The following is a 25,349-nucleotide window of genomic DNA, read 5'->3' as shown; positions in this document are numbered from 1 at the left end:
CACATGGTTGACGGTCGTCAGGAACTCACAGCGATTGCCTCCGACTCCTCCGCGTAGCGCGGCGCCAGCGCCTCCATCTGCTGCATGACCTGCTGGATGGCCTCCGGCTGCTTGTCCGGTGGGTACTTGTACTTGCGCAGGGTCCGCTTGACCGAGGCGCGGAGCTTGGCTTTGACGTCTTCGCGAACCGTCCAGTCGGTGCGAATGTCGCGACGCATGGTGGCGACGATCGAGCGGGCGATCTCGGCCAGCACGTCGTCGCCGAGGACGTCGACGGCAGACTCGTTCAGCGCGACCACGTCGTAGAACGCGAGTTCATAGCTCTCCAGCGGCGGCTCGAAGCGCTGCCCGCGATCGGCCTCCGCGCTGACCTCCTTGGCGAGCTCCACGAGCTCGGCGATCACCTCGGCGGCGGTAAGCTGCTGGTTGGTGTACCTGACCATGAGCTCGTTGACGCGTTCGGAGAACAGCCTGCGCCGCACCTCGTTGCCGTGAGTGACCGTCGCGGCCTCCTCCAGCAACGTCGCCTTGAGCGCCTCGATCGCCAGGTGCGCCTTGGACGGCTTCTGCGCCTCCTCGACCCACTGCGGGGTGAGCGTGTCCAAGCGCGGAAGCGGCAGCCCGGCCTCGCGATAGATGTCGACGACGCCCGTGCTCGCGGCGGAGCCGACGATCAGCTCACCGAGAATGCGCTTGATCTCGTCCGGGACCAGTTCTCCGGCGCCGACCTTCTGTTGCGCGTCGAGCTTGAGCATCCAGACGCGGACCTCTTCGACGAACCGCACCTCGGGTCGGACCGTTTCGAGGGAGTCGTTACCCGCCGCCAGGGCCCACGCCCGCGCGAGTTTGGATGACAGGTCGCGGAAGCGGTCGGCGAGAGGGCGCGCGTCCGGGTCGTCGTCGTCGCGGTTTCCCGGTGTGCCCGGCGACCGCAGGCGGGTGACCACGGTGAGGAGCGCATCACGCCAGCCGGTCTTGGCGTTGGCGTGCCACTGCGCCTTCCACTCGTCGCCGATGAGCTCACGCACGCCTGCGAGCAGGTCGAGCACGATCTGCGCGGCCTCCTCGGAAGTGCGGCCGACGAGCCGGTCGCCGCCCTCCGGGGCCTCGCGGGTGAACTCCTCCAATGCCTTGGACAGGTTGTCGGTGAGCGGCGCGTAGCCCACGAGCAGTCCGTCCTGCTTCCCGCGGAAGGTGCGGTTGACGCGGGCGAGCGTCTGCATGAGCAGCGCCCCCTTGAGCGGCCGGTCCACGTACAGCGTGTGCAGCGCCGGGGCGTCGAAGCCGGTGAGCATCATGTCCTTGACGATGATCAACTCGAGTTCGTCGTCGGGGTTCTTCACCCGCTGCTTCACCGCGGCGATCGCACTCGGACGCCGGAGATGCCTGGTGACGTGCTCCTCGTCGCCCGGGTCGGCGGTGTAGACCACCTTGACCTTGCCCGTGTCGTCGGCATCGGAGTGCCAGTCAGGGCGGAGGGCGACGATCTCCTGGTACAGGTTCGCGGCGATGGATCGGGTGGCGCAGACGATCATCGCCTTGCCCGGGACACCGAGGAAGGGCCGCATGGCGTCGCGGCGGGTTTCCCAGTGGGTCACCAGATCGGCGGCCAGGGTGCGGATGCGCTCGGGGGCGCCGTAGACGGTGTCGAGCTTGGCCACCGCCCGCTGGAGTCGTTCGGCGTCCGCGGCATCGAGGCCGCTCAGTGCCTCCTCCGCGGCGTCGTCGAGCGACTCGTCGTCCACCCCGGGAAGGCGGGCCAGGCTGATCAGCCTTGGTTCGTAGACCACGGGGACCGTGGCGCCGTCTTCCACCGCCCGGTGCAGGTCGTAGACGTCGATGTCGGCGCCGAAGACCCGGCGGGTATCGCGTTCGCCCTCGGTGATGGGGGTCCCGGTGAAGGCGATGAGGGTCGCGTGCGGCAACGCGCTCTTGAGGTGCGCTGCGTAGCCGTCCAGGTTGTCGTAGTGACTGCGATGGGCCTCATCGGCGATGACGACGATGTTGCGCCGGTCCGAGAGCAGCGGGTGAGTCGCTCCGGAATCGCGCTCCGCCCTGCTCAGACCGAACTTCTGCAGGGTGGTGAAGTAGATGCCGCCCGAGCGGCGGTCCGCCAGCTGCGTCCGCAGATCGTCGCGGGTGCGGACCTGCACCGGTTGCTCCGGGAGCAGGTCGGAGATCTGGAAGCCGTCGAACAGCTGGGAGTCCAGCTCGGTGCGGTCGGTGATGACGATGACCGTGGGGTTGGCCAGTCGCGGGTGCCGCATGATCTTGGCGGTGTAGAGCTCCATCTCCATGGACTTGCCGGAGCCCTGGGTGTGCCACACGACGCCGGCCCGCCCGTCGGAGTCCACGGCGCGCACGGTGGCACCGACGGCTTTGGTCACTGCGAAGTACTGGTGGGGCTTGGCGATGCGTTTGATCAGGCCGGACTCGGTGGCGTCGAATGCGGTGAAGTCGCGGTGGAGTTGGCCGAATCGTTCGACGTTGAACACGCCGTCGATGAGGAGGTCGAGTTCGGTGATGGGCTCGGCCGAGCCCTCGAGGGCGGTGAAGGGGGCGATGCGGCGGCCGTCGTCATCGACGTTCCAGGGCGCGAAGTGGTTCCACGGGGTGAACGGCGTGCCGTAGCGGGCGGAGAGGTCGTCGGTGGCGACGACGACAACGGCGAAGCGGAACGCCATGGGGAATTCGTGGAGATAGGTGCGCAGCTGGTTGTACGCGAGCTCAGCGGTGGCGTTCTTGGCACCCGGCTTCTTGAGTTCAAAGATCGCGAGCGGCAGTCCGTTGACGTAGGCCACCACGTCGAATCGTCGTTCGTGTTCGCGGCTGCGGACCGTGACCTGATCCACGGCGTGGTACCGGTTGCGCGAGGCGTCAGCGGACAGGAAGCGGATGACCGGGGCGACCTCGCGGCCCTCGTCGTCGATGTAGGTCAGACCTTTGTAGCCGTCGAGCAGGATGTGGTGGAGCCGATGGTTTTCAGTGACGGCGTCCTGCGACTTGGGAGTGGTCACCTCGGCCATGGCCTGCTGGAGGTATTCCTCGGGCACGTCCGGGTTGAGGTTGATCAGCGACTGCAGGAGGGTGCCCCGCAGGACGATGTCGTGCCACGAGTCGCGCTCCCCCGAGCCGGGCGCGAGCGATGGCCCGGGGCGGTGCTCCCATTCGCGCTCGGCGAGGGCGTCGAGGATCCCCTGCTCGGCTTGGGCCTCGGACCAGCCTGTGGTCATCGTGTCCCCTCCACGTCAGAGCGGCGGGAAGCGTGGCCGGACACGAAAAAACCTGCCCCCAGAGGGGGCAGGTGGTATGCCCCGAGGTTAGCGTCGGCGCTGCAGCTGAGCAACGGACGTCGGGCAGATGGGCCTACGACGAGCCCATCACTGTAGGCGTCACTGCGCTCACTGTAGGTGTCACTGCACAGTGACCTACAGTGACCTACAGTGACGATCAGTGACGGGGCGCGCCTCGCAACAGCTACTACGCTGCTACCGCTCGGCCTGTGCCCACTCGATGTGGACCGGATTTCTTGGCTAGGAGCGTCGACCCGAGGACGACTTAAAGAAAGCGAGCAACCGGGCTGACCTGCTATTTCGACGTCCTGAGACGTACCTTTCTTACTTAGATTCTTGGCTAGCTTCATTGGGTCGGTCCTCACTTATGAAAGCTCCCAGCGCGGCCGGGTGCGGCTCCCTGCATTGTGGATCTCGCCGGACCTCCTCAGTTTGCTGAGCAGGTTGCCGATCTTGTTTCGCTTCTGCTCGTCACTGAGCGCGTCACTGAGCTGGCTCATGAGCAACTCGTCGATGTCGGAGCGACTGGCCGAGCTGAACTGCTCCAGGTAGTCGCTGATCTGTTTGCAGTAGAACGCATCGTCCTGGCCTCGGGTTCGGATGTACGCAGCCTTCGTTCCCGTTACTCGCGCAATGGTCGGTGCGACACGAAGGTGAGGTTGTCGTCCCTCGATCAGTCCGGCCTTCCGGAGGCGGCGGGCTACTGATGCCGAGAGCGGCAGACCCTTCTGGACCCGGTCGAGAGCGAGCACATCCTCGAGCGGCAAATCCTCGCGAGCCATGAGCAGCTTGGTGTACGCCTCGTCAATGACCGCGCCATAGACAGTGAGCTTGACCTCGCCGGGGTCGGTGAGATCGTAGTCGGGAAGCGGGAGGAACCGCTTGCGTTGCTGACTGACCATACGGTGAATCCCGTTTCCCATGTGGTCAACGAGGTTGAGTTCAGTCATCGCGGTCACCAGGAGCGGGTTGCGGTACCGACGAGGCACTGTGTCGCTCAACATGTAGTCATCAGGGGTGCGGTCGACAAAGTCACCGACGCTGAGGAACTCGACCCGATCCGGACGTTCGACGAGGACGATTCGTGAGTGCTGGCGGTAGTCCTGGTGCGCGATGCAGTTGTACAGAGCCTCGTGAAGACTTCCCTCGTCGTACTTCGAGATCTCGCGGTAGACGGCTCTGTTCGGGTCATTGAACCGGATCTGGACATTGCGGACACGACTGATCAGATCGTCAGCGGAAAGCAGGAACGGCGTACTGAAGTGTTCGAACGCCTGTTGTTCACCGGTCAATTTCCACGTGATCTCGGCCATGTGCGGGCTGATCAGGTGCGCCGAGGTGAACTTACCGAGCAGTACGATGGCAGCGCGGGTGACCTTGCCCCCAAGCGTCAACCGAACCTTCTCCAAGAAGGTGGCATCGTCCCAGCGCGCCACTTCGTCGGCCAGTCGCGGATATCTTTCAGTGAACCCCTTTCGCGCCTGAGCAACGGCTTCGGGATCCAGGTCCTCGAGTGTTGCGTGAGGGATGATCGTGGCCGTCCAGTCGCCTCCGATGGTCTGGTTGCGAATCTGATCCAGCTTGTCCAAGCCCAGGGGAACGAGACTTTCCCCGGCCCGCGCCCAGCATTGCCCTTTCCAAGCGATCGGCAGGCCTCGGGGCGCTGGCGGGATCTCGAAGAGCACCACGCGGCCGGCCACATGGTCGAGCTCGTGAATATCGCGAAACGCTACTCGGGGGTCGGTGTTCTGATTGATCTCCAGCTTGAGTGCGTTCAGGCGGTCTGCGTATTGACCATAGGTAGTGCCCACGACTTCGCGGAGCTTGTCATCGACTCCGAACACCAGCCACCCGGCGTCGTCATCGCGGAGGTTCGCCTCGTTGGCCAGTGCCGAAAAATACTTGCCGATGTCGCTGGAGCTGAAGCCGTCACGACCGCGTTTGAACTCGACCACCTCGTTCTCCCAATCGGCGATCAGCCGATCGAGGAGCGGGGTGAGGTCGCTGGCGTTCATAGGTGGATCATCGCAGGCGATACCGACACTTGCGAGGGGCGACGCAGCCTTCGCCGATTTAGCAATTCTGAACTCCTTTGGGCTGGCACTCAGAGGACGTCCTCGACAGAGCGCTCGGCGTCCTTCACTGAGATCCGGCCATTCATGAGTAGCGGTAGCAACTCGTCACGAGTGCGCTTCAAACTGTCGTTCTCCCTCTGGGCAACCTCCTGGAGCGTAAGCAGCGGACGCACGATTGCACCGAACTTTTCTTGATCCGCAAGATCCGGCAAGAGCACTTGATAAGAGGGGACGGCGCTTGAATGCAAGTGCAAGACTGTAGTGCCGTTCAAGTAGCCTCTGCAGTGACGCCGGAACCGATCGTCTTTCAGTAGCCAAAGTAAATACTCCGCATTGATCCCCGGATTCGCCCGCACTATCGCGGTGTCCAAAGAGGCAACCAGCTTCTTGAATCTCGAATCGGAACGCGCAGCAACAGCCTGCCCCACAACAACTGCGTCCTGCGTTAAGTCGGTGTGTGCGACAATCACATCCCCAGACGACACCACCTGATCGTCACGGTAAGGACCTGCGTAAGACTTGAGACCAGCTGGGTTGTAGGATCCGTCCCTGCTGAAGCACTTCAGGGTAAGCAAAGCGGCGTCCGACGGCGCAAGGTCCGCGCTCTTATACGAGGCGCCCTTTACCATGGTCGTGTACTTTCCCAGGGCCTCGGGAACACCGTTTGCAAGGCGCGCAAAGCCTTCGAACAGGCCAGCTGCATAGTCACCTGCTCTTATCGACACGGAGTTGATTGCGGCGATCTTGTCGTCAATCGCGCCGAGAACCTCGCCGATTGCTCGCTGCTGGCAGACCCCCGGCAGATCCACCCTGAGTGACCGAATGTCTCTCAGGCTTAAGTACGGCGCCATGTCCGTGCTAGAAGACATCGAATGAATCTGGTGTTTCGCCTTTGTTGATGCAAACCAGTAGCGAAGGTACCGAGGGTCAACGGTGCCCAAGTCTCTTACCCGGAAATAGCACAGCTGTGGGCTATAAACGAGTAGTTCGTCGTGGAGTTCTGGGACTATAGCTATTCGTCCGATCGTCCCTTTGGTCGTCAGGAGCAGATCGCCTTGCCTAGCGAATTTCTGACCGATCTTCTTTGCGTTGTCCGTTGCAACGAAGTCTTTCCCATTGCTTCCAACCCAGCCGTCATGTACATCCGCCACTCGGAGGATTCGATATCCCTCATCAGCGAGTTGGTCCTTGCGGGTGCGGTAGCCATCGCTAAATTCAAGCACCCCGTCGTCGGCCAGGGCCCCAATCGTCGTCCTCACGCGAGCCTCCCCAGCTGCTCTCGAACCACGGCATCGAGCCGGGCCGACTCATCGAGCGCGGCGGTCAGCTCGCCGGTGAGCCGCGCGATCTTCTCGTCGATCGGCTCGTCGTCCTCCTCCGCCTCGGGCACGCCCACGTAGCGGCCCGGGGTCAGCGCGTAGCCGGCGGCCTTGATCTCCTCGAGCGTGGCCGATTTGCAGAAGCCGGGCACGTCCTCGTACTCGCCCTCGGCCGACGGGCGGCCTCGCCAGGAGCGGAACGTCTCGGCGATGCGCTGCAGATCCTCCTCGCTCAACGTGCGCTCCACGCGGTCGATCATGTGGCCGAGCTCGCGGGCGTCGATGAACAGCACCTGCCCCCGACGATCCACCGAACCGCCCTTGCCGGCGGCCTTGTTCTTCGCGAAGAACCACACGCACACCGGGATGCCCGTCGCCCGGAACAACTGCCCCGGCAGGGCGACGATGCACTGCACCACGTCGCCCTCGACCATCGCCTTGCGGATGTCGCCCTCGCCGCTGGTCGAGGTGGTCATGGTCCCGTTGGCCATCACCACGCCGGCCTCGCCGTTCGGCGCCAGCTTGGACAGGATGTGCTGCATCCACGCGTAGTTGGCGTTGCGCTTGGGCGGCACCCCGTAGACCCAGCGCGGATCGTCCTCGCGACGTGCCCAGTCCTTGATGTTGAACGGCGGGTTGGCCATCACGTAGTCGGCCTGCATATCCGGGTGGATATCGCGTGCGAAAGTGTCACCCCACCGCGAGCCGAGGCCCTGTGAATCGATCCCGTGGATCGCCAGGTTCATCTTGGCCATCCGCCACGTGCGCTCGTTGAGCTCCTGCCCGTACACCGCGACGTTGGTCGGATCCTCCTTGTGCCCCTCGAGGAACTTCTCCGTCTGCACGAACATGCCGCCCGACCCGCAGCACGGGTCGTACACCCGCCCCGAGTGCGGCTCGAGGATCTCCACCAGCGTCCGCACCACCACGGGCGGGGTGTAGAACTCGCCGCCGCGCTTGCCCTCTGCCTTGGCGAACTTGTCCAGAAAGTACTCGTAGACCTCCCCGAGCAGATCCCGCGCCTTGGAAGCGCCACCGCCGGTGAAGCGCGCCGCGTTGAACAGGTCCACCAGCTCACCCAGTCGACGCTGCTCGACATTGTCGCGACCGAACAACACCGGCAGCGTGCCCACCAACGACTCGTTGGCCTGCATCAACGCGCGCATCGCGGCGTCGATCAGCTCACCGATCGACTGCGCGTCGTTGGTCGACGACGCCGGGATGCCCTTGGCATGCCGCGAGAGGTACTCCCAGCGGGCCTCGGCGGGCACCCAGAACACGCCCGAACCCAGGTACTCATCGCCGTCCTCGAGCGTTTCCGCGACATAGGACTCGTCCTCACCGGAGAGCTCCTCGCGGATCGCGTCGCGCCGCTCGGAGAACGCGTCCGAGACGTACTTGAGAAACACCAACCCCAGCACAACGTCCTTGTACTGCGACGCATCCATGGACCCGCGGAGCTTGTCCGCCGCTTTCCACAGCGTGTCCTTGAGCTCCTTGGGCGTCGATGCCTCCATGGGCATCGGAACCAACACTTTCGCCATCAGGCGTTCTCCTCGTAATTCTGATCTGAATAGTCGTGGTCTAGGCGCAGCGTGCCCGCCGCGAGTCCGTCGGAAAGTTCTGTGGTGAGCGCGTCGAGCGCACTCAATTCGGCCAAGAGTCGTGCCCGATGCTCGGCGGCCCGTGCCGCCACCGTGCGCCAAGGGCTACAGGCGTCGACGACGACGGTGCGCAGCCGCCAGGAACGGCAATCCGATCCCCGCGCAGCCGAAATATCTCGAACCGCGAGCTCGGGAAGAATACGTCGCGATCCCTCGACCGGTTCCAGACACCGCAGGATCCGGGCTGGCGCCTGAACGGCATTGCCGCCGACTGTGTCGATGATCGCGGCCGGCCCCCTCGTCGTCGTAAACACCACGTCGCCCGGCTCCGAGAGCCGGAACCGAGGCGCGCGCCGGACCAACTCCACCAGACCGACCGACCTCGACCCGATCGCGCACTGTCCACGCACCTCGTCCGGGCCGATCACCCCGATGCCGCCCGGACCCGCCGCGAACACCTCCGCGGGGATGCGCACGCCCGTGATCACCCGGGCCGGCCGGTGCTTACCCGTGGTCGCCGCTCTCCACGGCAGGGAGTGATCAGCCGCAGATCCGGCCGCCACCACCTCGACCCCGTCGAGCACCCCGGACGCCGACGCGTCGCGCTTCTCCCACAGGCGGGCCAGCGCATCACCGCCGTCCTCCGCGACGTCGGTGGTGACCGGCAGCGCGAGCGCGGATCTGGCCACCGCCGCCTCGGTGAGTCGGTGTTCGCTGCGCAGGAACGCGTGACTCCGCCGTGCGACACCTCCGCGGAGAGCCGCGACAGCGTCAGAGGCGAGTGCACGGTTCTCCCGCATATCGAGCGCATGGGCCGAGTGCTCCCCGAATGTCGTGAAACTCCGCGCACCGGCAGTGTCGCCTGACTCCCCCAGCACCCACAGCGCCATCCGACGACGACCACCGAACCGGCACAATCCCCGCGGCAGGCGAGCGACGTAGCGCAGGGGCGCCACATAGTCGCCGCCTGTCCCGCTCAGGATCCGCCGCCGATGGTCCGTCCCCGGCAACTCGTCGACCAGCAGCGGGGCGGGAGCGAACACCACCGCAGCGCTGCCCGGCTCCAGGCCCAGCACCACGTTGTCGATCGTGTCGAAGAAGCTCTCAGTCCGGTCCCGGGGAATTGCCGCCCACTGCCCGACGAGAAGGGTGGCCGAACCGGCCGTCGCCGATTCCAGGCGAGTGCCGAGTGCGGCGAGGTACCGCCAGAGCAGTCGATCCACCGGCCCGGCCGGGTCATCCGGCGCAACGACGCGCGGCCGATCCGACTCCGAAGACCTGGCCACCACGCTCGCGAGCAGACGCAGCCCGCCCGGACCCCACGGCACGAGTGCCCTCTCGGAGTCGTCGGCCAGCGCCGCGACCACCTCACACGCCAGCGCGTCGCCCGTGCTGGTGAGCGATTCCGAGGCGAGCGGCGCGTCCTTGGCCTCCTGACGCTGCGCCAACCGTTCGAGAACCCGTGTCGCAGTGATGCCGGCTTCGGCAAGGCGATCGACGCACGCGACCAGGTCGCTGTCACGCAGTGCCCTATCCGCCTGCGCCACGGACAGAACCGACTCGACTGCGTGCCCCACCGGAAGCGTCGCAAGGTCGTCGCGGCTCTGGTCAGCCAGTGGCGCACCGGACAGCGCGTGGAGCAGGAGTAGCGCCGAGGCGTCGTCGAGTTGCGAGGCCGCCCGGTCCATCAGCGACGAGAACAGCGCCGCATCCTCGTGCGCGTCCGGATTGTTCCCCCGGCCGGTGACGCGCAGCCAGCGGCCGACCTCGTTCGCGGAGAACACCAGCCGCGCCGGGTCCACCGGGGCAGGGAAGGGATGCTCCGATCCGGCTGACCGGGAGCGCCACACCGAGACGACCGGGCGTTTCACACCGGCGAGGTCGGCGATCTGCTGCATGGTCAGCGTCTCCACGGGGTCACCTCCGTTCGGTCCGTCAGGTCTGCGATGTAGACGACGCTACAGCCGATATCGACCGGACCATACCCTCTTGCCGATAAGTCCCCTTTTCCTCTTAGCCGTTATCACCCACGCGCTATGTCGAGGAAAGGTCTCCGGGGAAGCCAACCGCACTCGATCCCTCGGAGGTCACTCGTGAACAACGCCCTCACGGTCGACCACCTCACGGATTGGAGCCTCCTCGAATGGTGGCTTCACTACCTCGGGGCGATCGCCATACCCGTCCTGACAGTCTTCCTCGTACTGGCCGCACTTGAAGCGTGTAGGGCGCTCGTCCGCATGAGTTTGCCGAACCCGGTCGAGGCAGCAGTCGGTGTGGGCCTGATCTCCGGCGCCTTCGCGGTCGTGTTCCTCGGCCTGAGCTGGCACATCGACTTGCTGTACGGATCGCTACGGCATATCTCCAGCGCGACCGGGGCTGTCGTGGCCGGTCTCGGCACCGCGCTCTTGGTCGCCGCAGCCTCCGTGGTCCTGGCACTCAAGCTGGGACTAACCAGACGGCGCCGGCTCGCCGTGGTCGCCCTCGCCGCCGCAATACCTGCAGTCTTCAGTCTCGTCCATGACGGCCTCTACCGGGAAGCGACCTCGTCCGTGGTCGACACGGCGAGTGTCGGTATGCACTCACCCACACGAAGCGCCGCAGGGGGCCAGCCGAGCCGGCCCGGCGACGCCCCAACGGACGTTCTGCCGCGCTCCCCTCCGGCAGACCAGCACGCACTCACACCCGAAGGCCTCAGGGCCGCATCGGCTCCCGACTACTCACTTCACCAAGGAGACTTCCCATGTCCTCGACCTCCCTCCGTACGTACGGCACCGCTGCCGTGACTGCCGCCCTCCTGGGCGCCGGCTCGTTCCTCGCGCCGGCCATCGCCCAGGCGCAGTTGGTCGACCCCGTCGACCCCACTGACATCATCAAGATCGACTCACCTGACCTCGCCGTGAACGTCAACGGCACCACGGCGAACTTCACGGTCACCGCCCCCGAGAACATGGCCTGCGTCGGGCCTCTGGTGGTCGAGGGTGCGATCAGCGAGAAGGACATCGACCCCGAGACCTGGAACGAGACCTTCTTCGAGGACCTGTTCAGGAATCCGGTCTGGCCCACGAAGGAATCCGACCTGCGCGTCGTGGTCAACGAGTCCAGTGACCTACTGGACGAGGAGGGGGCCTACGTGAGTCCTCACAAGGTCAGCGTGCCGGGCCTGGACGACGGGGACTACGTCGCCACGTCGATCTGCGTCACCGAAGACAGCATCGCGCCCCTCGCTGCAACCGATGAGATCTCGACTCTCGCGGACGTCCAGTACCCGGTCGAGATTCACTTCCGGAACTTCTCGGTGACCACTACCGGGAGCGTCAATCTGGGCAGCGTCGACGTGTTCGGCAGCCTCGGGAGCTGACCACCTGGACCGGGGGCCCGGCTCGTCGCTCAACTGACGTAGCCGGGTATCCCGGCCCGCTGCTAATCGACGCATTGCCCTTCTGACATGGCGGTACGCATCCTTCGGGAGTCGTGCCCGGCCTGATCGGGAGGGCATTGTCGTATTCCTTCGCCGTCGCGGCCGCAGATGTCGTGGCGGCGGCGGATGCCGAACTTTCTCTACTGTGGCGTGCACACCTGACTCGACCCGAGGGAGACCACACATGGACGTCGCCGCCGTCGCCGCCACCGCACCGGACGCACCCCTGGAGAAGACCACGATCCGACGTCGGGACACCGGCCCGGACGACGTGCTCATCGAGATCGAGTACGCCGGCATCTGTCACTCCGACATCCATCACGTGCGCGGCGAGTGGGGGCAGACCACCTATCCCGTGGCGCCCGGGCACGAGATCATCGGCATCGTCCGCGAGGTCGGTTCCGAGGTCACCCGGCACGCGGTGGGCGACCGCGTGGGCGTCGGGTGCCTGGTCGGCGCCTGCCACGAGTGCGCCTCCTGCCAGGCCGGCCAGGAACAGGAGTGTGAGCGCGGGTCGGTCGCGACCTACGGCTCCCCGCTGCCCGAGGGCGACCCCGAGGGCCCGGTGACGAACGGCGGCTACTCGACCCACATCGTGGTCGAGGAGCCGATGGTGGTGTCCGTACCGGAGGGGCTCGACCCGGCCGCGGCGGCGCCGCTGCTGTGCGCGGGGATCACGATGTTCTCGCCGCTGAAGCAATGGAACGTCGGCCCGGGCACCAAGGTCGCGGTGATCGGCATGGGCGGACTCGGCCACGTCGGCGTGAAGCTCGCGGTGGCGATGGGCGCCGAGGTGACGGTCCTGTCGCAGACCACCTCCAAGCGGGACGACTCGCTGAAATACGGCGCCGTGGAGCACTATGCGACCGCCGGCGACGAGGGCAAGGCCACGCTCCGCGAACTCCGCGGCACCTTCGACGTCATCCTCAACACCGTCTCCGCGAGCCTGCCGATGGACCGGTTCCTCGCCACGCTCAAGCCGCGGGGGGCGCTGGTCAACATCGGCATCCCGACCGAGCCGATGTCGGTGCGGGCCGGGTCCGTCGCCGCCGGGCGCAGGATCCTCACCGGGTCCATGATCGGGGGGATCCCCGAGACCCAGGAGATGCTCGACTTCTGCGCCGAGCACGGGATCACGGCCGACATCGAGCTCATCTCTGCGGACAAGATCAACGAGGCGTACGACCGCGTCGTGAGCTCGGACGTCCGGTACCGGTTCGTGATCGACGCCAAGACGTTCTAGGAGACTGCTGAACAAAGTGCGTGTCCGGCCTGCGGGGTTGGGGTGGCCCTGAAATGATGTGGGTCATGCAGGGTGAGTCGGATCGGCAGCGCGAGTTGCTGGATGTGGAGTCGGTGGCGGGGCATCTGCTCGAGGAGGGCAGCGTGTTCGCGTTGCTCGCCGAGCACCGGGACCGGCTGTTCCCGGACGAGTTGTTCGCCGACCTGTTTCCCTCGGGCCGGGGCCGGCCGTCGATTCCCGGTGAGGTGATCGCCTCGGTCATCGTGCTCCAGGCACTGTTCGGTCACTCAGACCGGGAAGCGGTCGACGCGCTGACGTTCGACCTGCGGTGGAAGGCCGCCTGCGGGTATCCGGTCGATGCGAAGGGTTTCAACTCGTCGACGTTGACCTATTGGCGACGCCGCCTGGCGGCCAGTGACCGACCGCAGCGGATCTTCGAGGTGGTGCGCCAGGTCATCGCCGAGACCGGTGCGGTCAAGGCCAAGACCCGCCGGGCGCTGGATTCAACGGTCTTGGACGACGCAGTGGCCCGTCAAGACACGATCACCCAGCTCATCGCCCAGATCCGCCGGGTCGGCCGCGAGGTGCCCGGGGCGAAGGAGCTGATCGCCACCGAGTGCACCCGGCTGGCGGCGGTGTGCGGGCAGGACTACACCGAGGCCGGTAAGCCGCGCATCGCCTGGGATGACCAGGCCGCCCGTGATGAGTTGGTCTCCGCCCTGGTGGCCGATGCTCTGGCGCTGTTGGCGGCACTCGATGTTCAGGCGATCACCGCCGCCGGCGGCAAGCCGGCCGAAGCGGTCGCCCTGTTGGCGCTGGTAGCAGGGCAGGATGTCGAACCGGCCGAGGATTCAGACGGTACCGACGGGCGGTGGCGCATCGCCCGCCGCACCGCCCCGGATCGGGTGATCTCCACCGTGGACCCCGATGCCCGCCACGCCCACAAGACCCGCCAGCGCCGCCAAGACGGGTTCAAGGCCCACATCGTGGTCGAGCCCGACACCGGCCTGACCACCATGTGCTCCCTGACCAAGCCCAACGGGCCGACCAACTCCGATGCCGCGGTCGGCGCGCAGCTGGTCACCGCCGATCCCACCATCGACGCCGGCGAGCCGGTCGAAGTGCTCGGCGATTCCGCCTATGCCAGCGGCGACATGCTGCACACCCTGGCCGGCAAGCAGTGGCTGCCCCTGGTCAAGCCGTGGCCGCTACGGCCCGCAGTCGAGGGCGGGTTCACCCTGGATGACTTCACCTTCGACGCCGTGGCGGGCACCCTGACCTGCCCCGCCAACATCACCCGTGGCCTGTCTGCCAAGGGCAATGCCACCTTCGGGGCGGCGTGTCGTGGCTGCCCGCTGCGTCAGCGGTGCACCACCTCAGCCACGGGGCGCAAAGTCGTGCTCGGCGAGCATCACCTGCTGCAACGCCAGCACCGCCAGCGGGCCGGCGATGAGGACTTCAAGACCGTCTACCGCCAGAACCGACCGATGGTGGAACGCTCGATCGCCTGGCTGACCCGAGGTGCCCGCCGCGTGCCGTACCGCGGGGTCGAGAAGAACAACGACTGGCTCCACCACCGCGTTGCCGCCCTGAACCTGCGCCGGCTAGTCGCGATGGGACTAACGAGCCAGAACGGAACCTGGGCCCTGGCCTGATCAGCGGGCCGGGGCCAGGCATTCCCGCCCCAGCACAGGCTCGAACAACCCGCGGTGGGCGCCGCGAACCTCTCGCCCTTCTCGCCGAACCCAGAAATCTCCAACACCGCACCTCGCGCGACGGCCAACCGGCCCTCACGCACACCGGCCGTGCCAGGATCGCAGCTTGTTCAGCAGTCTCCTAGGGGAGACCATCAGGTTTCACCGGTGAACCACATCCAGATGAAAGTCCCCACGAATCCCACCGTGGAGAGGATAAGGACGGTCCGGCTGTAGTGATCCTCCCAGGCCATCTGGATGAATCGCCGCTTGAACTCTTCCCACTTGCCGTCCCAGAAACCGGGTTCCGGTTCCAGGGCGGGGTGTTCGTAGGGGTGCGGGTCGCGTTCCGACGGGTCGTCCCGTCTCTGCCCATACCTCATGGTCGTGTCACCTCTCTGCCGTGTGGGCCCGGTACCGGTCGTGAGCCATATCGCCCGCCTGCTGTCCCAGGTACGTCCCGACGGCCGCACCGATGCCGGCGCCGATGAACGTGCCGAGGGGACCGAACATCGTTCCTGCGACGGCGCCGGCTGCGGCGCCTCCGAGCGCGCCGCCACCCAGAGCCCCGAGGGTCTCCGCGACGGCCTCGCCGGTCGACGTCTTCCCCTGGACGTGGGCCTTCACGCCGTCGTACACCGTAAGCCCGCCACCGACCGGACCGGCGACCCTACCGAGTCCCCGCAACCCCGTTGCCGCGGCTCTGCCGAAGTCGTCCGGGGCCGGGTTGAGCATGTGCTTCCCCCGCGTCAGTGGATCGAGTTCATCGGCGACGTCCGGGTAACCCCGTGACGCGGCCCCCGTCATCGCGTCCACACCGCGACCCGGCCACGGGTCGTCCGGGCCCGGGATCGGCGACCGATCGACCTCGGGTGGGATCGCGGCGTGCAGCCGAGCGGCGATCTGGTCGATCTCGCGCCCGTAGTGCTCATCGAGGGAGCGAACGGTGTCGACCGCGGAGCTGATCGCCTCCGCATGCTCATCGACCGTCGATTGATCGATGTCGTCGCGACCCGACAACGGACGCACCGACGATTCGCTCACCTCGAGTCCGGCTGCCCCGGCATCGGCGATCCGATCTCGAACCGTCTGAACTGCCGGCCCCAGAGCAGCGTGCGAGCTCCGGAGAGCATCAGCCAGATCCTCGAGTCCGTCAGCCAGCGTGCTGACGTGCGACTTCTCACGTTCCACGGTGTCGAGGACGGCGTCAGCGGCCGCCCCGTCCCAGCCATCATCCAGCTCCATCGCACCGTCGACCAGGTCCCTCCGGATGCCCTGCGCCACCGAGTGCTGCCGGCCGACCTCGCCGCCGGCCCCCGCCAATGCGGACACGTCCCAACGACGAATGTCCGCGACTGTCCAGCTCACCGCCGGGCCACCGCTGCGAGGAGAGCCGCGAAGTCCTCATCCTCGGCCTCGAGGAACCGGTGCGCCTCGGCCGCGAAGTCGGCCAGGCCCCCGAGCCGACCCGCGATTCTCTCGGCGCACACCGCTGCCGCACCGCACGCCCGGTCCACCGCCTGCTCGATCGCCGACCCGCCCGGAAGACCGCCGCCCAGACGTGCCGTGACCTCGGGAAACGTCACCTCCGCGGCCGCCTCCCCGCAGTCGCGGAACACCGAGACCGCGCTCGCGATCCTCCCGGCATCCGCCCTGATCGTCCCGTCGGGCACGAGCCCTCCTCGTCGTCGTTCCGGTCTACTACCGGGACGCCCCCGTGGCGTCCTCACCATGTACGACGCGCGCCCCACGCCGATCGGTTCCCCCGTGTCGTACCCGTGGTGTGTACTCGGGAGTGTGGAAGGGACACCGGTCACGACCGGTTCCACCCACGACCCGGCGGCGTCGCCCGGCGTCGGGACCTCTCCCTCGAGGAGTGCACCATGTCGCTCACCTGGACCCCCACCCTCGACCGCGCGCTCGCGGTCGCCGCCCGTTGCCACGCCGGCCAGACCCGCAAGGACGACCCGACGCCCTACATCGCCCACCCGGTCGCGGTGGCGCTGATCGTCTCGGACTTCACCGCCGACGAGGACGTGGCGGTCGCAGCGCTGCTGCACGACGTCCTGGAGGACGTGCCGCCATCGGTGTACTCGGCCGACGACATGACCGCCGAGTTCGGCGAGCGGGTCACGGAGCTCGTTCGCGGCGTGTCGGAGGAGAAGACCGCCGGCGAGGAGACCCCGCCGTGGCGGGTGCGCAAGGAGGGCTACCTCGCGCGACTGGCCGAGGACTCCCACGAGTGCCTGCTCATCTCGGCCGCCGACAAGATCCACAACCTGCGCTCGATGGTCACCGCGCACGAGCGGCTGGGCGGTGACATGTGGGGCCTGTTCAACGCCGGGCCGGAGGAGAAACTGTGGTTCTACCGCGCGATCGCCGACGCCGTCGCCGAACGGCTCGGTGACTGCACCGCCTCGCGCGAACTCCGCCGGGCGGTCGACGACGTGGCCGCCCTCGCCCCGGTGGGATGAGGCCGTGCGTGACCAGCTCTCCGGCCCGGGCAGCGCGCCGCTGCGTCCGGCGGAGGACCCCTGGGACGGTTTCGAGTCAACCCTGGCCGGCCATCTCCGCAGGCCGGGGGCGGTCGGCGCGATGGAGTTCACCGCCCCGTCCGAGGCGTCCGGAACGCGGGGGCGGTGCGTCGTCCACCTCGCGCCCGGCGGTGAGCGCACCTGGGTGACCGTGCGCCTCGCCGGTCACCCCCTCGTGGAGGAGATGATCGCCCACACCGCCCCCACCGCGCCCGGCACCATCGCCCGGGCGGTCGTCGATGCCTGCCGCGACCGGCTCGGGGTACCGCACCCCCAACTGCTGACTCTGCGCTGCCAGGGCACGGTCGGGCGGCACACCGGACCGCTGCGTCTGCTCCGCACCGACTCGATCCCCATCGGCAACGACCCCGCCGACCACCCGAACCCCATCGACATGGCGGTGGAGGTGGCCGACCACGAGGACGCCCGGGAACGGTTCGAGGCGATCGTCGAGAGAGTCACGGGACGGGCCTGCGTGGTCGACGACCACGGGGCCATCGTCTTCGACCACGTCGGCCACCGGATGCACGTCTCATTCGCCGAGGACGAGCCGTACGCGCGCATCTGGGCGTGGGTCGTGCGGGGAGTGCGCTCCAGGTCCGACGCGGCGCTCGAGCTGGCTCGACTCAATCTCGACGACGACCGCACGTCGTGGATCCTCGACGGCCGGCACGTCCTGCAGCGGACCACCGTGCCGGTCGCCCCGCTGCTCCCCCGCCACGCCCAGGTAGCGCTCGAACACTTCCTGTTCACGTTCTCCTCGACGCGGGACGCGATCGCCGCGAGGCTGGGGCCCCGGTAGCCGCACAGACGAAAGCCGGTGCGTTCGGCGTGGACCGAATGCACCGGCTCTCTGCGGCGACCCTGACGGGACTCGAACCCGCGACCTCCGCCGTGACAGGGCGGCGCGCTAACCAACTGCGCCACAGGGCCGTGCTCGTGGCACGGGGTAGGACATTAGCGGAACCCCCGACCGCGCCCTCGACCACCCCGTCACTCCGCCCAGAAGGACACCATCGGCTGGCTCGAGATCAGCTCCCCACCCTGGTAGATCCACATTCCCGACGAGTCGATCGAGTAGAGGACGTCGTTGTTGGCGACCATCGCCGAGCCACCGGAGACCGCGGGATCGTCGATCTCCACCCCGGCCCCGTCGGCGTAGCCGCGGTAGTAGTACCGGCCGTTGTCCGGATTGACGCAGATGGAGAACGAGGCCTGGGTGGTGCGGCCGATCATCGCCGCCGGATCACCGGCATTGCACCGTGCCTGACGGTTGTCGACCCAGCCGGAGGAATCCGCGCCGGCGGGATACCCGACGGTCGGCGACGAGCGGGTCGCGGGCGCCTCGCGGGTGACCGTGACGGTCTCGCGCTCCGGCGCGGTTGTGTAGGCGGTCTCCGTGACCGGGGGCTGTGAGGGAGCCGTGGGGGACGACGACGAGGAGACAGCGACCACCTGACCCGACCCGTCGCCGGAGACGCCGCCCGGGCGCAGGAAGAGATAAGCGATCGCGCCGATCAGCGCCAGCGCCAGGATCGCCAGGAGCGCGATGAGGGCGATGGCCACGCCGGAGCCCCCGCGCTGTGGTTCGGACTGATACCCGGACCCCTGCCATCCCTGCGGTGTCCGCGATCCTGCCGCCCCATTGTCCCAGCCGTACGACATCGGCGGTGCCCCCTCGCTTTCCGCTGCCCCGGGTGGGCCGGTCTGACCGGACGGTAGCAGCAGGGTCCGACGCCGTCAGCGGTGATGAGAGACCGTCCACCCCGGGGTTGTCGGACCCGTGGGGCACCATGGCGGTGTGACCGGATCCCAGGCTCATCCCACCGCCCTCGCCGCCGAGGTGCACCGCCTCCGCGGTACCGACCCCCTCGGCCGCATCACCGTCCTCGTGCCCTCGTTCGGTGCGGTCCGGGACCTCGTCCGGGCGTTGGCGCTCAGTGGTGGCTCGGTCAACGTGGCGGTGCGGACCGCCTCCCAGGTGATCAGCGAGCTCTCGGCTCCCGCACTGGCACCGAGGGCCGCACTCCCGTTCCCGCTCCTAGCCGCCGCCGTCGAGAAGGCGTTGGACGCCGACCCGGGGTACCTCGAGTCGGTCGCCGCCGAGCCCGTCACGGGGCAGGCTGTGGCCCAGGCCTGCCTGCGGCTCGGGACCGTCGAGCCGGGGTCGGTCGGCGCGCAGACCCGCTTGCACTCGGAGGTCCTCCGGCTGGCCGACGAGGTCCACGCGATGACAGGTGCCGCGTACTACACGCAGTTCGAGGCCGTGGGCATCGCGCTGAAGCGTCTGGACGAGCTGGGCCGGATCGTGCTCGCCGCACCGTTGCGCGGGACTCAGGCCGAGCGCAGGCTGCGGGCCGCGCTGGATCAGCGCGGTATCTCCCCTCTTCCCGGCACCGGATCGGACCATCTCGCCTCCGCCGCCGAGCCCGGCACCGGGAAGGCGGTCACCGGCACCCACGTGCTCCACGCGTCGGATTCCGATGACGAGGTGCGCGCAGTGGTCCGATTCGTCCGCTCGCGTCTCGCAGACGGGGTCCCCGGCTACCAAATCGGTGTCTACTACCCCTCACCGGACCCCTACTTGCGGCTTCTCCACCGAGCCTTCGCGGAAGCCGGGATCACCGTCTACGGCCCCTCCGACGCGGCACTCGGCCGCTCCCCCGCCGGCCGTACGATCGTGCGGCTGCTGGGCCTGGATGCCGACCGGATGCCCCGCGCCGATCTCCTCTCGATCATCGCCGAAGGTGCGATCGCCCCGTTCGACGACGACGGCGCCGCCGTCTCGTCCCGGCGGCTCGAGATCCTCACCCGGACGCGCTTCCCCGTCATCGGTGCCGGCGACTGGGAGCGACTGGCCGAGTATCTGCAGGCCGAGCCTGAGGCCCTCGCCGAGTCCGAACGGGCCGCCGCTGCCGCGCTGCTGCGCCTGATCCGAAACATCCGTTCCGGACTCACTGCCGTCGACGCCGCGCGTACCTGGACGGAGGCCACACGGGCTGTGACAGGTCTCGTCGCCTCACTGTTCCGTCAGGCCCCCGACCGGGCCGCCGTGCTCGCGGTGCTCGGTTCCCTAGGCGATCTGGATACGATCGCGCCGGCGATCACCCGGGATCGCGTCGTGGGTGCGGTCGCCACGCGACTGGACGCGATCGGTGACCGTGTCGGCGAGGAGGGCGCCGGGGTCGCCCTGGGGCCGATCGACGACGCCGTGGGTCGCGATCTGGACACCGTCTGCGTCGTGGGAATGGCGGAGGGATTGCTCCCGGTCCTGCACAAGCCCGACCCGCTCGTCCCCGAGGGCGCGGTCGAGCCCCCCTCCTCCGAACGACTCGACGAGCGGTACCGGGTTCTCCAGCTGGCGCTGACCGCCGGCTCCGAGCACCGCATGTGTTCGTTCCCCCGTGGGTCGATGCGAGGCGGCGGCGACCGGATCCCGTCCCGCTGGCTGCTGCCCACCCTGTCCCGACTCGCCCGGAAGTCCGTTCGCGCCACCAAGTGGCAGCAGGACGTCGACGGATGCCCGGCCGTCACCGCAGTGCCCTCGTTCGTCGACGGCGTGCTCACCCCGCCGACCGCCCTCGGTTCGGACCCGGCCACCCTCGCCGAACTGCGGATCCGGGACCTCTCCGCCCACGGGTGGCTGGCTCGGGCGGATGCCCCTGATCTGCTGGTCCGCGCCCACGAGATGCGTCAGGACCGTCGGCGTGGCCGGTTCACGCGGTTCACCGGCGACGTCTCGTCGGCTGCCGACCTGCTCACCTTCCTCGACCATCCGCTCTCGCCCACGAGGCTGGAGGATTGGGCACAGAGTCCCTACCTGTTCTTCCTCTCCACGGTGTTGCGGGTCCGAACGCTCGACGACCCGGCTGCAGATATCGAAATGGACCTGCGCGACTACGGCGACCTGGTCCATTCGATCCTCCAGCGCTACATCTCCGATCGGCTGGAGACCGGGTCCGGCCCGGACCGCGACCTGCTCATGAGAGCGCTTCGCAGCGAATGCGAGGCCGCCATCGCGACCTCGCCGGGCCTCGTGGCCTCGTTGTGGCGCCGAAGGGAGATCCTGCTCGGAGCCGAGCTGGACCGGTGGTTCTCGGAGGATGAGGTGGACTTCGAGGCGGGGTGGGCCCCAGCCGCTACCGAGCTCGGGTTCGGCCGACAGGCCCCCGACGGCTCGGTGGTCCAGATCCCGTTCGAGGTGACCACCTCCCGCGGCGCGACATCGGTCCTCCTCGCCGGGTCCATCGACCGGCTCGATGAGCGCGGAGACGCCCAGCGGGTCACCGACTACAAGACCGGGAAGCCACCGGAGTCAGAAGACCGGCCGACCGAGGATGATCCCACCATCTCCGGCACGCGATTCCAGTTGCCGCTCTACGCCGCGGCCGCCGAGGCATCCCACGACCTCCCGGTTCGCGAGGTGCGGTACTGGTACTGCACCGAGCGCGGGGAGTTCGAGCAGATCTCCCTCGACATCACCGTCGACGTCATGGCCAAGGTCCGTGAGGACGTGGGCAATCTGGTGGACGCCCTCCAGCGGGGCTGGTTCCCGCTCAAGGGCGGGCGAGGGTCGTCCCGTGACCTGGCCAAGCTCATCGGGGGCACGGAGCTCGACCGCGCCTGGGAGCAGCTGTCCCAGCAGGTACCGATCGCGTCCCATCCCGCATTCGCCGGCCTCGTCGCCGCCGACCCGACCGAGAACGAATCGGAGACGACCACATGAGCCACCTCCCCGACCGGGCCGCCCGTCTCCGCGTGGAAACAGACACCTCCGCCACGCTCTTCGTGGAGGCCGGCGCCGGGACCGGAAAGACCCATGCCCTGGTCAGCCGGCTCAGCACGCTCCTGTTGGACGACGCCGTGCCCGTCGACCGAATCGCAGCGATCACCTTCACCGAGAAGGCGGCCGCCGAGCTACGCGACCGGCTCCGCGTGACACTGGTCGACCTGCGCGCCAAGGGCGACCACCGGGCTGATGCCGCACTGGCGGGCCTCGACACCGCCGCGATCGGCACGCTGCATTCCTTCGCCCTGCGGCTGCTCTCGGAGAATCCCCTCGAGGCGGGGATCCCGCCGAGGGTCACCGTCCAACAGGACACCGCAGAGGCCACCGCCGTCGAAGCCCTGTGGCAGGAGTCCGCCACCCTCCTGTTCGGCAGCGGCCCGACCGCCACTCGATCAGGCAATCTGGCGCAGGCAGTCGACGACATGCTCGACGCCGGCGTGAATGCCCACGCGTTCCGCGAGGTGGTCGAGGCACTGCACCGTGACTGGGACCGCCTGCCCACCGATCCCCTGTACCCGGACGTCGCGGACCTGCCCGTGTCGCCGGATCTGGCCGAGGTGGTCGCTGCCGTCGGATCGATCGTCGGGTGGCGGGACTCCTGCCAGGACGAGACGGACAAGCTCTACGCCGTCCTCGACGACCACGAGACCTGGCTGGCGAACCTGCAGGACGCCGCCACGGACCCGACCGCGTCACCCTCCTGGATGGAACTCCTGGGAGATCCGGTCAAGGCAGGTCGCGGCGGCAAGGGCGCGAGCTGGGGCGGGACCGACGTGGTCAAGGAGATCAAAGAGGAGATCAAGCAGCTCTCCTCCGTATGCGAGGCGATCCTCGTCGAGCACTGGCGTCCACGCATCGCGGTGGTGCTCGACGCCCTCATCCCCGTGGTCCGACGACACGCCGCCGACCGCCGCCGCCACGGCACCCTGCAGTTCCACGATCAGCTCGTCCTCGCGCGCGAACTACTGCAGAACCCGACGGTCCGCGAGCGGGTCCGGGCACGCTACCAACGGATCCTCATCGACGAGTTCCAGGACACCGACCCCATACAGCTGGACATCGCCGAACTGCTGACCACCGCAACCGACGGCTCCGGACCCGAACCCGGCCGGCTCTTCACCGTCGGCGACCCCAAGCAGTCCATCTACCGGTTCCGGCGTGCCGACATCGCCACCTATCTCCGCGCCCGGGGTGGCGCCGACAACGTGGGCGGGGTCGAGATCGAGCGACTCAGCACGAACTTCCGTTGTTCACGTCCGGTCCTCAACTGGGTCAACGAGGTGTTCTCAGAGGTACTCACCGCCTCCGACGGCATCCAACCCGAGTACCGGGATCTCGAACCCGCACCGAGCCGGCCCGAGCACGACCCCGCCCACGGGCCGCGACCGTTCATCTTCCGCACGGAGGACGTTCCCGAGCACTGCCCACCCGACTCGAAGGAAGCCACCGAACGCCACTGGACCGAGGCCTCCGATGTGGCGAGGGTGATCGCCACCGCCATCCGGGAGAGCTGGACCCACGAGTCCAAAGAAGGTGGGCAGACCCCGCTGCGACTGGCCGACATCGCGATCCTCCTGCCGTCACGCGGGTCCCTGCCCATGCTCGAGACCTGCCTCGACCACGCCGGGATCGACTACCGCACCGAGGCCTCGTCGATCGTCTACGGGACACCTGAGATCCGCGACCTTCTCCTGGCCGTTCGCGCCGTGGCCAACACCGCCGACGAGGCCTCCCTCGTGGGCGCGCTGAGGTCACCGCTGTTCGGCTGCGGTGACGACGACCTCCTGCGTTGGCGCGCCGCCGGTGGCACCTGGGCTCCCGGCGCACCGGCACCCACGGATTTCGAGGCGTCGCCCGTCGCCGAGGCGATGGGCTACCTCTCGGCCCTGTCCCGCGACACCCGGCGCCCCGGCGAGCTGTTGGAGAGGCTCGTTCACGACCGCATGGTCTTCGAGTCCGTCGCCGAATCTCCGCGCCGGCGCGACCTGTGGCGGCGGATCCGGTTCGTGATCGAGCACGCATGGCAATGGGAGGAGTCCGCCACCGACCCCGCGCGTGCCGACCTGCGGGATTACGCCGACTGGGCATTGACGCTGACCGCGGAGGACGCCCGCGTCCCCGAAGCCGCCATCCCCGAGATCGGGGTGGACGCCGTACGCATCAACACCATCCACGCCTCAAAAGGCCTGGAGTACCCGATGGTCATCGTGGCCGGGATGAGTCGGGGCTGGCCGAACGGTCAGGGCCGGCTCCTGTGGACCGACGACGAGACTCCCCGGCCGGCCGTGTCGTTCTCCGCTGCCGTCCGCGATCCCGGGTACACACCAGCCGCCGATCTGGAGAAACAGCACGCCCGCGCCGAACGGATCCGGCTTCTCTACGTAGCCACGACCCGCGCGCAGAGCCGCCTCGCGGTCTCCGGCCATGGCCACGCCCTCAACACCGACGGAAAACCCAAGGCCGGCCTGTGGGGGACACTCCTCGGCTCCGTCATCGAAGACGCCGATGCGCCCGATCTGGTCGAGTACGGCGAGAACCTGCTCGAGGTTGCCGCCGCGCCCGCCGTGGACGTGCCCGACGAAGCGGAATGGGTGGAACGCAGCCGGCGGATCTCTGCCAGGTCCGCCGAGCGCGCGGGCTGGTCGGCGACCCGGATCGTGCACCCGGAAGCCGAGAGTGCCTCCGACGGCACCGGCGACGACGCACGCGACGACGAGGCCCGAGAACCGCGCCCACTTCCCGAACGGCTGGCTGCCGCGTTGCGCGACCGGTTCAGCCCGGCCCCGACGCGACCGGACGAGTTGCCGCCCGCACCGCGGGGCACCCCGCTCGCCTCCGGGCCGGACGTCGGTACCGCCGTGCACTACCTGGCCGAGTACACGGACCTGAGCCGCCTGCTCGGGCCGACCGCCGACCGCGACTCCTCGATCGCGGACTGGGAGCGATGGGCGGCGGACCAACTAGTCGCCCTCGGGTTGGGGGGCGCCCTGCGCGGGAGCCGGAACCCGGAGGCCGTCGCGGAGATGGTTTCCGTCGCGCGAACCGCACTGACCTCCGAGCCCGTCCGGCGGGCGGCGACTCGCACCCACTGGGCCGAGCTACCCGTGGCGGGGCCGCTGAGCACCGCGGATGGGACGACGGTCGCGGTGGACGGGGTCGTCGATCTCGTGATGGAGGAAGCCGACGGCTCGTTGACGATCGTCGACTACAAGACCGACGTCGCCGTCACGGTGGACACCGTTGACGAGTACCTGCTCCAGTTGTGCGCCTACGCCGAGCTGCTCGGTGGCACCACCGGAAAGACGGTGGGGAGGATCGAGCTGGTCTTCTGCCGCGGGGCCCGCCCGACGGTGGTGGCCCGCGACCTGGGCTGACGACAC

At 68.0% G+C, this 25,349-nt stretch carries 17 protein-coding genes and 1 tRNA gene; 8 read left to right on the top strand and 10 right to left on the bottom strand.

Annotated features, from left to right (window positions below):
• Window positions 1-17 precede the first annotated feature (17 nt).
• The 5 genes from OVA21_RS17510 to OVA21_RS17490 all read right to left on the bottom strand — a co-directional run bounded on the left by OVA21_RS17510 (window position 18) and on the right by OVA21_RS17490 (window position 10,204).
• Window positions 18-3,233 (bottom strand): type I restriction endonuclease subunit R, encoded by a 3,216-nt coding sequence (locus OVA21_RS17510; RefSeq protein WP_096906297.1) that lies wholly within the window; start codon window positions 3,231-3,233, stop codon window positions 18-20.
• Between the two features lie 425 nt (window positions 3,234-3,658).
• Window positions 3,659-5,308: an RNA-binding domain-containing protein gene (locus tag OVA21_RS17505; protein WP_268092956.1), complete on the bottom strand. Its 1,650-nt coding sequence runs from the start codon at window positions 5,306-5,308 to the stop codon at window positions 3,659-3,661.
• An 89-nt stretch (window positions 5,309-5,397) separates the two neighbouring features.
• Window positions 5,398-6,627, bottom strand: a complete 1,230-nt coding sequence (locus OVA21_RS17500) for a restriction endonuclease subunit S (RefSeq protein WP_096906299.1) — start codon at window positions 6,625-6,627, stop codon at window positions 5,398-5,400.
• Window positions 6,624-8,231 carry a class I SAM-dependent DNA methyltransferase gene (locus OVA21_RS17495; RefSeq protein ID WP_096906300.1) on the bottom strand — a complete coding sequence of 536 codons (1,608 nt, stop codon included), beginning with the start codon at window positions 8,229-8,231 and terminating at the stop codon, window positions 6,624-6,626. The genes OVA21_RS17500 and OVA21_RS17495 overlap by 4 nt, the downstream gene beginning before the upstream one ends.
• Window positions 8,231-10,204, bottom strand: coding sequence for a DNA-binding protein (locus OVA21_RS17490; RefSeq protein WP_096906301.1), 1,974 nt, complete (start codon window positions 10,202-10,204; stop codon window positions 8,231-8,233). Before OVA21_RS17490 ends, OVA21_RS17495 begins: the two co-directional genes overlap by 1 nt.
• A 180-nt stretch (window positions 10,205-10,384) precedes the next feature.
• Here OVA21_RS17490 and OVA21_RS17485 point away from each other — a divergent pair, with 180 nt between their 5' ends.
• The 4 genes from OVA21_RS17485 (at window position 10,385) to OVA21_RS17470 (ending at window position 14,607) form a co-directional block, all read left to right on the top strand.
• Window positions 10,385-11,074 carry a hypothetical protein gene (locus tag OVA21_RS17485; RefSeq protein ID WP_143337721.1) on the top strand — a complete coding sequence of 230 codons (690 nt, stop codon included), beginning with the start codon at window positions 10,385-10,387 and terminating at the stop codon, window positions 11,072-11,074.
• Window positions 11,032-11,649 carry a hypothetical protein gene (locus tag OVA21_RS17480; RefSeq protein ID WP_096906302.1) on the top strand — a complete coding sequence of 206 codons (618 nt, stop codon included), beginning with the start codon at window positions 11,032-11,034 and terminating at the stop codon, window positions 11,647-11,649. Before OVA21_RS17485 ends, OVA21_RS17480 begins: the two co-directional genes overlap by 43 nt.
• Before the next feature lie 244 nt (window positions 11,650-11,893).
• Window positions 11,894-12,952, top strand: coding sequence for an NAD(P)-dependent alcohol dehydrogenase (locus OVA21_RS17475; RefSeq protein WP_096906303.1), 1,059 nt, complete (start codon window positions 11,894-11,896; stop codon window positions 12,950-12,952).
• A 65-nt stretch (window positions 12,953-13,017) separates the two neighbouring features.
• On the top strand, window positions 13,018-14,607 hold the full coding sequence (locus OVA21_RS17470; protein WP_096905213.1) for an IS1182 family transposase: 1,590 nt from the start codon (window positions 13,018-13,020) through the stop codon (window positions 14,605-14,607).
• Between the two features lie 194 nt (window positions 14,608-14,801).
• Here OVA21_RS17470 and OVA21_RS17465 read toward each other — a convergent pair whose 3' ends face one another.
• The 3 genes from OVA21_RS17465 to OVA21_RS17455 are packed head-to-tail and all read right to left on the bottom strand — an operon-like array spanning window position 14,802 to window position 16,319.
• A complete protein-coding gene (locus OVA21_RS17465) occupies window positions 14,802-15,029 on the bottom strand; it encodes a hypothetical protein (protein WP_096906304.1) in 228 nt (75 codons plus the stop codon).
• Window positions 15,030-15,036: 7 nt separating this feature from the next.
• Window positions 15,037-16,014: a WXG100 family type VII secretion target gene (locus OVA21_RS17460; RefSeq protein ID WP_254050539.1), complete on the bottom strand. Its 978-nt coding sequence runs from the start codon at window positions 16,012-16,014 to the stop codon at window positions 15,037-15,039.
• Window positions 16,011-16,319 (bottom strand): hypothetical protein, encoded by a 309-nt coding sequence (locus OVA21_RS17455; protein WP_096906306.1) that lies wholly within the window; start codon window positions 16,317-16,319, stop codon window positions 16,011-16,013. The genes OVA21_RS17460 and OVA21_RS17455 overlap by 4 nt, the downstream gene beginning before the upstream one ends.
• A 210-nt stretch (window positions 16,320-16,529) precedes the next feature.
• Between OVA21_RS17455 and OVA21_RS17450 the strand changes: the two genes are divergently transcribed.
• The gene (locus OVA21_RS17450) at window positions 16,530-17,120 is read left to right on the top strand and encodes an HD domain-containing protein (RefSeq protein ID WP_096906307.1); all 591 of its coding nucleotides are present in this window, start codon (window positions 16,530-16,532) and stop codon (window positions 17,118-17,120) included.
• A 4-nt stretch (window positions 17,121-17,124) separates the two neighbouring features.
• Complete coding sequence (locus tag OVA21_RS17445) at window positions 17,125-17,982, top strand: T3SS (YopN, CesT) and YbjN peptide-binding chaperone 1 (protein ID WP_096906308.1); 858 nt, start codon at window positions 17,125-17,127, stop codon at window positions 17,980-17,982.
• Between the two features lie 57 nt (window positions 17,983-18,039).
• Here OVA21_RS17445 and OVA21_RS17440 read toward each other — a convergent pair.
• Together OVA21_RS17440 and OVA21_RS17435 are read right to left on the bottom strand one after the other, a co-directional pair.
• A tRNA-Asp gene (locus OVA21_RS17440) sits at window positions 18,040-18,113 on the bottom strand.
• Window positions 18,114-18,173: 60 nt separating this feature from the next.
• Window positions 18,174-18,746, bottom strand: a complete 573-nt coding sequence (locus OVA21_RS17435) for a hypothetical protein (RefSeq protein ID WP_240341205.1) — start codon at window positions 18,744-18,746, stop codon at window positions 18,174-18,176.
• 235 nt (window positions 18,747-18,981) lie between these two features.
• Between OVA21_RS17435 and OVA21_RS17430 the strand changes: the two genes are divergently transcribed.
• A complete protein-coding gene (locus OVA21_RS17430) occupies window positions 18,982-21,906 on the top strand; it encodes a PD-(D/E)XK nuclease family protein (protein WP_254050540.1) in 2,925 nt (974 codons plus the stop codon).
• Window positions 21,903-25,343, top strand: a complete 3,441-nt coding sequence (locus OVA21_RS17425) for a UvrD-helicase domain-containing protein (RefSeq protein ID WP_096906310.1) — start codon at window positions 21,903-21,905, stop codon at window positions 25,341-25,343. The genes OVA21_RS17430 and OVA21_RS17425 overlap by 4 nt, the downstream gene beginning before the upstream one ends.
• The last annotated feature ends 6 nt before the right edge of the window (window positions 25,344-25,349 follow it).

The sequence above is a fragment of the Dietzia sp. SL131 genome, assembly GCF_026672565.1.
Lineage (GTDB): Bacteria > Actinomycetota > Actinomycetes > Mycobacteriales > Mycobacteriaceae > Dietzia > Dietzia kunjamensis.
Note: the sequence above shows the minus strand (reverse complement) of the source record. Positions and strands in the feature narration are given on the sequence as shown.

Bases quoted from the DNA above. Each gene is read 5' to 3' on its own strand.
- OVA21_RS17495 (WP_096906300.1), bottom strand. From the start codon at position 8,231: ATGGCGAAAGTGTTGGTTCCGATGCCCATGGAGGCATCGACGCCCAAG.
- OVA21_RS17470 (WP_096905213.1), top strand. From the start codon at position 13,018: ATGCAGGGTGAGTCGGATCGGCAGCGCGAGTTGCTGGATGTGGAGTCG.
- OVA21_RS17450 (WP_096906307.1), top strand. From the start codon at position 16,530: ATGTCGCTCACCTGGACCCCCACCCTCGACCGCGCGCTCGCGGTCGCC.
- OVA21_RS17510 (WP_096906297.1), bottom strand. From the start codon at position 3,233: ATGACCACAGGCTGGTCCGAGGCCCAAGCCGAGCAGGGGATCCTCGAC.
- OVA21_RS17465 (WP_096906304.1), bottom strand. From the start codon at position 15,029: ATGAGGTATGGGCAGAGACGGGACGACCCGTCGGAACGCGACCCGCAC.
- OVA21_RS17480 (WP_096906302.1), top strand. From the start codon at position 11,032: ATGTCCTCGACCTCCCTCCGTACGTACGGCACCGCTGCCGTGACTGCC.
- OVA21_RS17425 (WP_096906310.1), top strand. From the start codon at position 21,903: ATGAGCCACCTCCCCGACCGGGCCGCCCGTCTCCGCGTGGAAACAGAC.
- OVA21_RS17505 (WP_268092956.1), bottom strand. From the start codon at position 5,308: ATGAACGCCAGCGACCTCACCCCGCTCCTCGATCGGCTGATCGCCGAT.
- OVA21_RS17475 (WP_096906303.1), top strand. From the start codon at position 11,894: ATGGACGTCGCCGCCGTCGCCGCCACCGCACCGGACGCACCCCTGGAG.